At 36.9% G+C, this 14,334-nt stretch carries 5 protein-coding genes; all 5 read right to left on the bottom strand.

Translation table 11 applies throughout. The annotated features are described in order from the left end of the window. Positions 1 to 5,098, bottom strand: a 5,098-nt coding sequence (locus tag AB1414_00120; GenBank protein ID MEW6605840.1) for a lamin tail domain-containing protein, incomplete at its 3' end; no start/stop codon positions are given. A 320-nt stretch (positions 5,099 to 5,418) separates the two neighbouring features. Continuing rightward, positions 5,419 to 5,718 (bottom strand): hypothetical protein, encoded by a 300-nt coding sequence (locus AB1414_00125; protein ID MEW6605841.1) that lies wholly within the window; start codon positions 5,716 to 5,718, stop codon positions 5,419 to 5,421. Between the two features lie 672 nt (positions 5,719 to 6,390). Further along, positions 6,391 to 7,440 (bottom strand): hypothetical protein, encoded by a 1,050-nt coding sequence (locus AB1414_00130; protein ID MEW6605842.1) that lies wholly within the window; start codon positions 7,438 to 7,440, stop codon positions 6,391 to 6,393. 27 nt (positions 7,441 to 7,467) lie between these two features. After that, a complete protein-coding gene (locus tag AB1414_00135) occupies positions 7,468 to 12,705 on the bottom strand; it encodes an Ig-like domain-containing protein (GenBank protein ID MEW6605843.1) in 5,238 nt (1,745 codons plus the stop codon). 29 nt (positions 12,706 to 12,734) lie between these two features. Further along, complete coding sequence (locus AB1414_00140) at positions 12,735 to 14,258, bottom strand: hypothetical protein (GenBank protein ID MEW6605844.1); 1,524 nt, start codon at positions 14,256 to 14,258, stop codon at positions 12,735 to 12,737. Positions 14,259 to 14,334: the final 76 nt, after the last annotated feature.

Here is a 14,334-nt window from a genome sequence, read left to right on the forward strand (position 1 = left end):
TAATAGTCAGTGTAGTACCAAATCCAATATGTATACTTTCCTTTGCTCCATAGCCATTGCCTTTTATCGTTACACAACTACCAACTGTGCCTTCTGTTGGTGAAATCAATATTATCTCTGGCAATATCATAAATATCCCATAAGCCTGCTCACTCCCGGATGCCTTAATCGTCGTCTGGCCATAGACTTGCGTATCTACGGTAAATGTCGTTGCCCAGCTCCCTTTGCTATAGCTTGAAGTCGTCTGAATCATTGCTCTTGTCCCAAAATCAAGCCTGATAACCTTGTTCGCTCCAAATCCATTCCCCGATACCGTGACCACACTCCCAACCGTGCCCTGACCAGGCGTAATAACAATGATATTGGGTAAAATCTTTATCTTATCTCCACTCTGGATACCCAGCACATCGTCATAACCTACAACCGTTGTCGTGCCGTAAGGCTGTGTATCTACTGTCCATGTCGTGCTAAAACTACCTCCCGCATAGCTTGAGGTAATTTGAATTGTTGGTGTTATCCCAAATTCTACCCGAATCAAACTATTTGCCCCATAACCATTGCCACAAATACGGATGATTGTCCCAACCGTGCCCTCTGCAGGACTAACCAAAATAATATGTGGTAATATCTTAAATAGCCCTTTTGCCTCTTCGCTTCCGTGTGCCTTGATGGTTGTCTGACCATAGGCTTGCGTATCCACCGTCCATGTCGTGCTAAAACTCCCTGCCTCACAACTCCAGCCCGTCTGGATGCTTGATGTTGTGCCAAAATCTATGGCGATAACTTTATTCCCACCAAATCCATTGCCCGCTACGGTAACCATGCTTCCAACCGTGCCTTCTGACGGCGATATAAAGATGAGTTTTGGTAAAATAAAGATACTTGCTCCTGCAAAAATATTAATATCATCCTCAAACGCAGTCACAGTCGTCGTCCCATAAGTCTGCGTATCCACAGTAAAGGTTGTTGTCCAGCTCCCTTCAGCCATCGTCGTTACAAACCCGATACTTGTCGTCCTCCCAAAAACAATTCGGATAGATGTCGTTGCCCCAAATCCATTGCCGCTAATGGTGATGACTGCCCCAACCGTGCCTGCCCGCGGCGTAACCTTAATAATATTCGGTAAGATACTAAATATCCCGGATGCCTCTTCACTGCCATATGCCTTGATGGTTGTCTGACCATAGGGTTGTGTATCCACTGTAAATATTGTTGTCCAGCTACCGGCTACATCGCTTGAGGTCTGTTGAATATCCACCCTCTTCCCAAAATCAACCCTGATTGTCTTACGCCCTCCAAATCCATTACCCCTTACCATCACAAAACTCCCAACTGTGCCGTTAGTGGGGGTGATGAAAATTATGCTTGGTAAAACTCTGAATAAATCTATTGCTTTTAGATTAGAAGTTAGTCCTATGGCTTTAACCGTGTAGGTACCATAAGGTTGGGTATCAATGGTGAAGGTTGTGGTGAAGGTGCCAGATGCATTTGTTGTTACAACGGCAATACTTGAAGTATTTCCCAAACTAATCAGTATCCCTTCAGTCGCACTAAATTCACTACCAAGGACTGTAATTATACTTCCCACGGTTCCGGCAGTTGGGGTAATGGAAATCTTACCCGCAAAAACAGTTGTTGTTCCCCGAGTAACATTATCACTTAAATCCTTTTCAATGTAGCATTCACCCGTAATGGTTGCGGAATTAACTATTTTTACAGAATTAAAAGTTGTTACCGTTGCATACAAATAAAATGTCCTTGAGACCTGTCCGGATAATGTCCCGACAAACCAGGTAATTTCATTTCCTGATATATTTGTTTGTAATCCACTATCATCACTACTATAACTTGTTCCTTCTGGTAATTCATCAATGATTTCAACATTTCGGACACCTACTTTATCGTAATTACCATACCAGATATCATAGGTAACTCTTTCACCAGCAATAACATTCGCCGGTGCGTATTTTTTTACCCAGAGATTAGTTTGCGTGCCTGAAATATGTGTAGAACAGGTGGAGATGTTATTAGCCCAGTCTTTATCAGGATAACACAGACTGGTGATACTGGCGATATTGATAATAGTCGTTGAGCCAAGTGCAGTAACGGTTCCATACAAGGTAAATGAACCTGTCTCTTCTGGTGATAATGTGGCTATTGACCAGATAATCTCATTGCCTGAAATATTTTTTGAGAAAGGACTATTATCATAACTGTAACTTACGCCATTAGGTAATAAATCGGTAATACTGACACTGCCAACGGTAAAACTACCGTTATTCCCATAGGTTATTTTATAAGCAATTGCCTCAGCCGTCGTCACACTACCCAGAACTTCCTTCATTATCCACAAATCAGTCAAAGTGCCTTTAACATGGGTTGAGCAGATTGCGAGATTATCACTGTTATCATTTTCAACATAACAGGTGCCGGTGATAGTAGCAATATTAATAATAGTGTTAGACCCAAGTGCCGTCACCGTGCCATATAAAGTAAATGTGGCAGATACACCCGGGGACAATGTGCCCACAAACCAGGTAATAAAATTACTTCCGCAAGTCCCTATTAACAAACCACTTGTATCAGTTCCATAACTTACTCCATCGGGTAAAATGTCAGTAATTGTTACACTTCCAACGGTATAAGTTCCCTTATTGCCATATTTTATCTGATATTCAATTACATCCTGGGTCGTAATACTTCCTGGCCCTATTTTTTCTATCCATAAATTACCTGGGGGTGAGGTTACATGAATTGAGGCTGTAGCAAAATTATCACTTTTATCTTGCTCAATATAACAGACACCTGTAATACTGGCAATATTGATAAGGGTCATAGAACCAAGGGCTGTAACAGTGCCATATAATTGAAAATCATAACTACCTCCCTCTGGAGATAATGTTCCTACAAACCAGGTAATTTTATTGCCGGAAATAGTTACTGGCAAGCCGCTATTATCAGAACGATAGATTATGCCATCAGGTAATAAATCTGTAATCGTTACACTGCCGACAGTATAATTACCCTTGTTTTTATAGTAAATATCATATTTGATGACTTGCTTTGGAAGAATTTCACTGACACTACTATACTTGCTTATCCAGAGATTACCTGGGGGAGCACCAATATGTGTCGTGCAGGTAGCCATATTATTACTGAAATTGCTTTCTGGATAACAGGCACTGGTGATACTGGCAATGTTAATTATGGTAATTGAGCCCAGAGCAGTTACAGAACCATACAAAGTAATTGTCCCTGCTTCCATTGCAGACAATGTCCCTATTAACCATTTAATTTTATTCCCTGAAATACTCTTTGTAAAGGCACAATCATCATCACAATAAATTAGACCATCAGGTAATAAATCAGTGATACTGACACTGCCGACTTTATAATTCTCATTATTACCATAAGTAATCGTATAGGTAATTCTCTCTTCAGGCATAATGTTATCTGTGCCTATTTTTTTTATCCACAGGTCAGCCGCTATGCCCTGAATATGGGTAGAGCAGGTAGCCACATTATCACTTTCATCTTGCTCAAAATAACATGTCCCCGTAATACTGGCAATATTAACAATTGTGTTAGAACCGAGCGTCGAAACAGTTCCATATAAAGTAAATGTGCCTGATACCCCAGCAGATAATGTGCCGATAAACCAGGTAATTTTATTATCCGAAATAGTACCCGATAGACTACTGGTATCAGAGCTATAACTTACACCATCAGGTAAAATGTCAGTAATCGTCACACTACCTACGGTATAACTTCCTTTATTACCATAGGTTATTTGATATTCAATGAGATTGCCCGTAGGGATATTTTCTGTTCCTGTCTTTTTTATCCATAAGTTACTGACTGGTGAGGTGATATGTGTTGAGCAGGAGGCATAATTATCGTTCCAATCTTGCTCATCATAACAAAGTAAATTAGTCGTAATACTGGCGAGATTTAGAAAGGTTCTTGAGCCCATTGCGGTTATTGTCAGTGTACCATATAAAATAATTTTGTTTATTCCAGTAGATAATGTCCCTATCTCCCAGGTGATTTTTTTACCTGATACCGTTGGCGAGACACCACTGGTATCAGTACTACCACTATAATCTACTTCATTTGGTAACAGGTCGGTAATATTAGCATTATATATGGTAGTAGCATCAGGATTCTCATAGTAAATATGATATGTAATTCTCTCTCCGATAGCGGCATCGCCGGCAGGATATTTGTATTTGTTTATCTTCAGGTTAATATTAGTTCTTTGAGTGGTTGGGGTAGGACTGCCTCCTTGAAAATCTACACTACAATCGTTTGTATCCTGATAAGGTGGCTGGCGATGTAAAGAGTTGCCTTCAGTTACCCCTGAATGTGCCGTGACCCCAGGATAAGAACCGCCTCCATAAACAACCACATCTATCACGGTTTTAAAATTATCCGACAATATAACTTCATCACCCCCATTAGATAATTCAATTGTGTAGCCTGTTATTTTTGTTACATCCGGGATATTGGAGTCGGTATTATTCAATTCAAAATCTGGATTTTTACCAAAAGCGGCGCAGGATGCTGTTCCTCTTTGTGCCACAGTAATCGTTCCATAGGGAAGAAGAACACTATTGGCAGGAAATGTATGAGTTCCTTCTATGTCTGAGAGGTAGTATCCTGAAAGGTCAATTAAATATGGTGTGTTATTCCTTATCTCGATGAATTCCTGCAGTTCATTTACAGGGTCGTAATAAACTTCCGTAATCAACAATTGGGGTATAACTCTAAATCCATCGGTCAATGTTCCGGTTTGACCATCAGGGTTAGTAACGAAGACGGTCCAACTACCAATTTGAACATTTTTTAAATCAACGACGGCGGTAATTGTTCCCGATTCAATAAATGTAGATGTGCCAATAATAGAAGTGCTTGCTCGAGTAAGGGTAACCGTGGCTCCAGATTGAAAGTTAGAACCTCTAATGGTTACACTTATCGTGCCACTATTTATGCCGATGTTTGGATTAATACTGGTAATAGTTGGTTGGGCGATAACTTCTTTACTAAGAAAGATAGAAAATATAATGCCAAAAGTTATCCCCACAGTTTTTAATTTCAACTTCTCGCTCTCCTTATATTTGGTAAATGGTAACTGGTGAATGGTAATTAAATACCGTTCGGCTGAACTCACGACGAAGATATTTAACCAATTACCAATTATATTTGGTAAATGGTAACTGGTGAATGGTAATTATACTTTAGAGAGGTATATTTTGTGATTTCCTGTTACTATCAACTCAGGTTATCGGTTATCAGGTTATCGGTAAAGAGCAAGCAGTAGCCTGCTATCTCAAATTACCGATTACTGATTACTTTAAATAATCACAATTATACCCCACTGGAGTATAGTTACCACTTACCAGTTGAAGCCCTCTTTATTTATGCCACATTTGGCTCCGCATTGCGAACAAATATTGGTTGAGTAGATTTAATTGTCTGTTGTCTTAAAACAGGTGAAGTATCATTTAATATCGTTACATCTACGGATTTTTCAAGGATATTCGCCAGGTCAACCATCAATTTAAATCGCAAGAGACTCTTTTTAAAATTGCTCAAACCATCTTGCAAGACCACACCTAAACCAATCTGCCCATTTATTGGTTGGTCTTTAGGGTTAAATAAATAAGTAAATAATATATATTTCTGATTAAGTAAATAGTCATATAATTCCTTACCCATAATAGGCTCCTTTTGTTTGGTAAATGGTAACTGGTGAATGGTAATTACTTGCCCATTACCAATTATTACACCCTGAACACTTACGCATCTTCGAATAAAAAAAGGGAGGATTTATAATAAAACCCTCCCTTTTTTATTCTCAAATAATGAATTTGAATTGTAATTAATAATATATCATAAACTCGGTAAATTTGTCAAGAAAAAAATTTAAATTTTTTTATTAATAACTAAAAGTCATTTGCAACGCTCTCTTGTAGAGAGAGCGTTGCATAGAACTTAAGGTTATATTTACGGTCCCTGGCATTGTGTTACCTCATTTCTTGCCATCTTTTTGTATTTCTTGACATTTTGGAGTCCCAAAAGACAACCCAGAGGGGCATTAACCAGTCGATAATTGGTTATTTGGATGCATTGTTCCCCTCCTAAATTTAAAATTTACTTCTGTTATCTTAATCGACTTAATCAATCATAAACTTTAACCACTTTAGAAGGGACAACTATATAACACCTCCTCATCTTGATGTCAACTAATCAGATTATCTCTTTTTTATAGCTTTGGCATCTTTTATCACCCAAAACTCTCCCCAACCCACACCATAACTAAAAACCATTTGCAACGCTCTCTTTTACTTGACAAATCCTTTTCATAGGTGAACGGTTACAAATAATGGATTAAAATTTTATAGTAGTTGAGAGTTGATGTTTGGTCTCAAATCTTCCACTTGAAATAGCATAATCTATTTCTCCTCTACCAACCCTAATCCCTACTCCGAGTGACCATTTACGGGCATAATTTAGTTTTTTTAAATCTAACTCTTTATATCGATTTTCTAAGTACCAGTTATTAATTCCACCTCTTATAGTCAATAAATCCTCAATGAGTTGAAATTCTGTTCCTAATGAAGCAATCAATGGTCTTTCTTCTCCTTGCTTCAATGCAAGCGAGCAAGTCCATTTTCTATCCTTTAGCAGGTCAAATGCTAATCCTAATTCTGATGATATTGATCCTTCATCATTAGGTCCAGAATCCCACTTTTTCTTAAAGTTGTTTTTGATACAACCTCCTATTCTTACATTCCGTAACCCTAAGATTGTTTTATATTTTCTGTCAAACATAGAAGAAACATTAGCTAATGCTCCTAAGTCTATACCAAATCCTTTCCCAGAATGTCCGTCAAATTTATGGGTAATGTACTTAAAACTTATCCCTACTAAAAAGAATTCTTCAATAATTTCATTTCCATAGGAAAAAATAAAAGCTCTCTCCTCATCATCAAATGCTCCAATTTTTATTATCTCATTATAGGCATCTATACCTGTTTTTGGTATATCATCAACACCAAAGTTAATAAGACTAATTCCAATTCCATCAGAATTTTTAAAGAATTTAAGAGGAAGCAATTTATTAAGATTAATTGGGGAAGCACTACTCATATAAGAGTACTTTGTTTCAATCTCATTATTGCCCCCAAAATCTGACATAAGAATTACCTCTCTTGATTTTATCATTGCTAATCCCGCTGGATTCCAATAAGAGGCTGAGCTATCATCAGCGATTGCCACAAAAGCACCTCCCAGACCTAAAGCTCTTGCTCCTGGGCCTAAATTTAGGAAGGCATAAGTGTCTCCTCCAGCTTTACGTGCTGAGGCATTAATAGGATATTGAAGTAATACAAAGCATATTAAAATGATAATCCCTACTTGATTTTTTAATATAGACATACTAATTTCCTCCTTTTGTTTGTTCTTCTATCTTTCATTAAAGACAGCCATTTTAGAATATTTTTTATGTTCTGCTCCAGAATCTCTTTCAATCACTACTATCTCGCAGAAATAGATACCATTCGGTAGTTTTTCATTCAAAGCAGATAAACCAACCCATTTTTCTTTCTGTATTCCAGCATCTCTATCCCCAATTTCAATTGAAGTTACTAATTGCCATGAGATATCATAAATATTAATAGTTACTCTCCCTGGTTCACCAAGGACATATCGAATATAAGTTCCTTCGCCTGAGGTAAATGGATTAGGATAATTAATAAGTTGAGAGACAATTTCTGGTTGACCAACTATAAATTTAGTTGTGGCAGTTGCAGACCAATTATCTCTCTTGTCTGCTACAATCATACTCAGAGTATATTCTCCTTGAGAGAGGGGAGTTTTTAAAATTACTGTCAGGTTATTTCCTTCAAATTTATCCTGTGATTTTTGCTCATCAAACTCTAATTTTTTAATATCAATAACTCTATTCCCATTGAGAAAAATCGTAATAGAGTCTGGATTTATTCCAGAGTTATATGCAGCTCCAACATCTCTCAGCCAGGCAGAAATTACAGGAAGATTATTAACAACTTCGCCATTTTTGGGTAGAAGATTTTCAATTGTAGGTAGAACTTTATCTTCAAATTCTATATCTTTTTCGTTCCCTTCTTCTAATGATACCGCATCATTTCCTGATAGGTCAATTATATGTCCTGGCATTATATTCTTAGATATATCTATTCCTGATGGGTTTCCTGTGCCTATAAATCCTTTTTGATATATCCCTTCTATTGTTAAGAATGTTTGTGTTCCTAATATTATTTTTATCTCAGATTTGGCAGTTTGTGTTATAGTCGCTTCCATACCAAATGTATCTCCATGCACAGGTAAGTAAAAGTCTTCTGGCACTGCTCCATTTATTGTTATATCCTCTGTAAATATTATAAGTAATTCATCTCCACTACTTACTCCAGGGGCGGTGTTTGGTTTATCTACATAAATTGCCCGGGAAATTTTAGGTGAATCTTTATCTATAATATCCTGGTCTGAAATTTGTTCAGTAGTGGTGGTTGCCATATTCCCTGCTATATCATTTATTGAGGATGTTTCTTTAACATTTATACCAGAAGGTGAACCTGGTGTAGTTACCCCAACATATTTTCCAGGAACCTTCAACTTTGGTTCATTCCCTAATATGATTGTTACAGTATATGTACCTGTGGATATTTCATTCTTAGTTGTCATAGCACCTGTCCCAAATGTATCTCCTTGAACATTTAATTTAAAATCATTAATTGATAGACTTTCTGACTTTATAAGCTCATTAAAGGTTATCTCTATTTCATCACCTGCATTTAGTCCTATAGAACCTTTATCTTTATAGATTGCTTGTCTTATGTATGGTGGTTTTGTATCAATATTTAAGGTATCCGGAGAAGAAGTCCCCCAATTCTCAGCTTCATCCTTTGCCCTGACTGTAATAGTATGGGGTCCATCAAGTAATGCAGTAGTAGTAAATGTAAATGATACACTTACACCTTCAGTAATGGCTATCCCAGTCCATGTTTCTGTACCAACTCTATACCAAATCTCTTTAATCTTTGTAGTTGCCTCAGTAGCAATACCAGTATAAGTAGGGGTATTATCATTAGTGGGGTCTGGAGTATAAGGATTCAGGACTACAATAGGAGGATTTGTATCAACAACTAATGTATCAGGAGTAGAAGTGCCCCAATTTCCTGCTTCATCCTTTGCCCTGACTGTAATGGTATGTGTTCCATCAAATAATGCAGTAGTAGTAAATGTAAATAGTACACTTACACCTTCAGTAATGGCTATTCCAGTCCATGTTTCTGTACCAACTCTATACCAAATCTCTTTAATCTTTGTAGTTGCCTCAGTAGCAATACCAGTATAAGTAGGGGTATTATCATTAGTGGGGTCTGGAGTATAAGGATTCAGGACTACAATAGGAGGATTTGTATCAACAACTAATGTATCAGGAGTAGAAGTGCCCCAATTTCCTGCCTCATCCTTTGTCCTGACTGTAATGGTATGTGGTCCATCAAGTAATGCAGTAGTAGTAAATGTAAATGATACAATTAGTCCTGGTGTAAATGTAGCATTAGTCCAGTCTCCATCATCAATTTTATATTCTATATCTACAATTTTTGTTTTATCCGTAGCATTACCAGTATAAGTAGGTGTATTATCATTACTTGGGTCAGGGGTATAAGGAGCCAAGACTACATTAGGCGGAGTTGTATCAACAACCAATATATCCGGAGTAGAAGTCCTCCAATTCCCAGCCTCATCCTTTGCCTTTACTGTAATAGTATGGGGTGCATCAAGTAATGGATATGTAGTAAATGTAAAGTATATAGTTAATCCTGGGGTGATTGATACAATAGATGGGTCTCCATTATCAACACTATACCAAATTTCAACAATCTTTGTGAGTGTATCAGTAGCAGAGCCCGTATAAGTAGGTGTATTATCATTAGTTGGGTCAGGTGTATAAGGAGCCAAGACTACATTAGGCGGAGTTGTATCAATAACCAATATATCCGGAGTAGAAGTCCCCCAATTCCCAGATTCATCCTTTGCCCTGACTGTAATGGTATGTGGTCCATCAAGTAATGCAGTAGTAGTAAATGTAAATGATACAATTAGTCCCGGTGTAAATGTAGCATTAGTCCAGTCTCCATCATCAACTTTATATTCTATATCTACAATTTTTGTTTTATCCGTAACATTACCAGTATAAGTAGGTGTATTATCATTAGTTGGGTCAGGTGTATAAGGAGCCAAGACTACATTAGACGGAGTTGTATCAACAACCAATGTATCCGGAGTAGAAGTACCCCCATTCCCAGCCTCATCCCTTGCCTTTACAGTAATAGTATGTGGTCCATCAATTAGTGCATTTGTAGTAAATGTAAAGTATACAGTTAGTCCTGGGATGATTGTTCCAATAACCCAGTCTCCACTATCAATCCTATACTGAATTTCCATAATCTTTGTAGTTGCATCAGTAGCAGAACCAGTATAAGTAGGTGTATTATCATTAGTTGGGTCAGGTGTATAAGGAGCCAAGACTACATTAGGCGGAGTTGTATCAACAACCAATGTATCCGGAGTAGAAGTCCCCCAATTTCCTGCTTCATCCTTTGCCCTGACTGTAATGGTATGATGTCCATCAGATAATGGCCCTGTTGTAAATGTAAAGGGGACACTTAGGGCCTCAGAGAATAGATTTACAGGTTTCCATGTTCCTCCATCAACTTGATATTCAATAACCTTAATCTTTGTCATTGTATCAGTAGCAGTACCCGTATAAGTAGGTGTATTATCATTTGTTGGATTCGGGGTATAGGGATTTAATATTATATTAGAAGGAGTTGTATCTACAACTAAGATATCTGAAACAAAAGAACTCCAATTTTCAGCTTCATCCTGTGCCCTGACTGTAATGGTATGAGGTCTATCAGATAATGGCCCTATGGTAAATGTAAATGTTACCATTGAGGCTTGACTAAATGGGTCTACATCGACCCAGTTACCATCATCAACTTTATATTTAATATCTACAATCTTTGTAGTTGTATCAGTAGCAGAACCTCTATAAGTAGGTGTATTATCATTTGTTGGGTCTGGGGCATAAGGATTTAATATAACAGTTGGTGAGGTAACATCAACTACTAATATATCAGAGGTAGAAGTTCCCCAATTATTTAGTTCATTCTTTGCTCTTACTGTAATGGTATGAGGTCCATCAGATAATATTGGTGTAAATTTAAATACTACCGTTGAAGTTGTGATAAATGGGTCTACATCGGTCCAGTCTCCACTATCAACTTTATATTCAATATCTACAATCTTTGTCATTGTATCAGTAGCAGTACCCGTATAAGGAGGTGTATTATCATTAGTTGGGTCTGGAGTATAAGGATTCAGTATTACAATAGGAGGACTTGTATCAACAACCAATGTATCCGGAGTAGAAGTTCCCCAATTTCCTGCTTCATCCTGTGCCCTGACTGTAATGGTATGAGGGCCATCAGATAATGTCCCTGTTGTAAATGTAAATGTTACCGTTGATGCTTGACTAAATGGGTCTACATCGACCCAGTTACCATTATCAACTTTATATTCAATATCTACAATCTTTGTCATTGTATCAGTAGCAGTACCAGTATAAGTAGGTGTATTATCATTTGTTGGGTCTGGGGTGTAAGAACTTAATAAGACATTCGGGATGCTGATATCAACAAATAGAGTATCAGAGGTTGCTGAACCCATGTTACCACCCGAGTAATCCTGTGCTCTGAATGAAATAGTATGGGGACCATTAGATAATGGCCCTATTGTGAATGTAAAGGGAACAGTTCGTGTGCCATAGTTTGTGCCTACAAAATCCCACCCTCCGTCGTCAACTTTATATTCGATCACCATAATATCAGTTGCGTCAGTAGCAGTACCAGTATAGGTAGGTGTATTATCATTAGTTGGGTCTGGGGTATAAGGATTTAGTATTACAATGGGAGGAGTCGTATCAACCAGTAATGTATCCGAAGTAGAAGTTCCCCAATTTCCTGCTTCGTCCTTTGCCCTGACTGTAATGGTATGAGGTCCATCAGATAATGTCCCTGTTGTAAATGTAAATGTTACCGTTGATGCTTGACTAAATGGGTCTACATCGACCCAGTTACCATCATCAACTTTATATTCAATATCTACCATCTTTGTCATTGTATCAGTAGCAGTACCAGTATAGGTAGGTGTATTATCCTTTGTTGGGTCTGGGGTATATGGGGTCAGTAATATAATTGGTAAACTACTATCTATGGTAAATGTTCCGTCACTTACATCAGAATATGTCTCTGGAGTAGGTGTAGCACTATCGGTTCCAAGAACCTGGATTTTAACATTTTTTGAATTAATATTTGGAAGTGTCCAATTGTAGGTATAAGTTCCATCTTCTGTTTGTGTTGTAGTGCCAATAAAGTAGGGATATGTTATCCCGGCATCAGTAGAATATGAAGCTTCAAGTGTATAAGGAGGACTGCCTCCTGTTACTACTAACTTTATATCCCTGGGGCTTCCACCGGCCCATTCCTCTCCACCATTTGGAGAGATAATTCTAAACTCTGCCTCAGCTACCCTCATAGTTAAACTCATCATTATTCCTATCAAACTACTTAAAATTATTAATTTTTTCAACATAGACATATTCTCCTTTACTTACTATAAATTTATCTTATTATCAAAGTGAGCAAAATCATACTGCCTAGACCAACGATAGCAAGTGGTTTATCTCCTTCTCCTGGGACAGGCCAGTCGCCAATACGAATAATCTTAACCTTATATTTACCCTCTCCCTTATAAAGCGGTAGATTATGAATAATCACCTTCTCAATAGAAGAGCCTGTAGCAAGTTTAACAGTGTTTTTTGTTGTTTTATTCGTAAGATTTCCATATTTTTGATTCCATTCGTATACATTCTCTTTTAGAATAACACTTCCCTTCTCACCTTTTATGTGTAATTCAGGACATAAGTTATCTTTTAGGTCTCTTTCTTTGTTTTCTATTACTATTCCCAGAGGAAATTTATCCGGCTCAATAATTTTCACATTGGATAGGTTAATTATATAAGTATATTTACCACTGGGTAATTCGATATCTTTAGGTAGTTCCATCTTTTTCTCTTTAAGGTCAGTAATCGGATAATAAATTCCTTCATTTTTAAACTCTATTTTTCCCTTAGCGGGGATGATATAAAAATCTTTATCACAACATGCAGGATATTCACTTTGTTTAAAAATCTTTATCTCTATCTTTGGCTCAAACCGTTTTATTATAGGTTCTTCCATTTCAAAATCAAAGATACTTGAGCCAGGTAAAGGTTCTATACCTTTTTTCTTAAGATTGTCTATTTCCTCTTTCACCTGGTTATAGATTTCTTCTTTTAATTCATCTTTTACTTCTTTATAAACTTCTTCAAATTCTTTTGTTGCTCTTTCTTTCTCTTGATTTTTTATATAAAATTCGACTAATTTAAATCTGTTTAACATCTCCTCATTATACAACTCGGCCAGGTTTTTCTGAACAGTCTTTTTTTCTATAATGCTTTTTAGTTCAAACTCTCTTATTCGTATTAATCTATCTATTATATTCTCTGGAACCAAATTTTCTGCCCCTTTAATTTTCAACCTATTCCTTTTAGCATCAAGAGATAGTTTGGCTATGCCAAAAAAGAGATTTTCAAACTCTAGTGGTTCTATAAATTCTTTCTTAAATTCACTCTCAGGGATTTTCTTGAAAGATGAGATTGCCTCTTCATATAATCCCATCTCTAAACAAGTAAGTGACTTAAAGATATATGCATCTATAAATTGTTTCTCAGAATCAATTACTTTCTCAAAAGATTCTTTTGCTAATTGAAGGTTAATTACATCCTGTTTAATAACCTCGTTAATAAATGAGAATTCCTCGGTTTTATATTTTTCCTTTAATCCATCAAAGAAGTTTGATAGAGATACTTCTTCTTGAGGAAATAGTTCTCTTAACTTATCCAAAGTTATCTCTTTTTCTTCAAATATCTTATTAAGTTTTTCTTTCATCTCACCGAGGCTATTTTTAGTTCTTCTAAAATTTAATACGCCTTCTGTAAAGTAATTTTCAACTTCCTTTGGTAAATTTTGACAAAAACTAATTTCAGCAAACAAGCAGTGATAGAGAAACAAGGATAAAACAATTCTACTCCAAATTCTTTTCATTTTCTTCACACTCCCTTTTCTTAGAATGATAAACGACCACTTCGCAGGATGAAAGAGAATTCATCCCTTATTCTTC

It is taken from the genome of bacterium (genome assembly GCA_040755795.1).
GTDB lineage: Bacteria > UBA9089 > CG2-30-40-21 > CG2-30-40-21 > SBAY01 > JBFLXS01.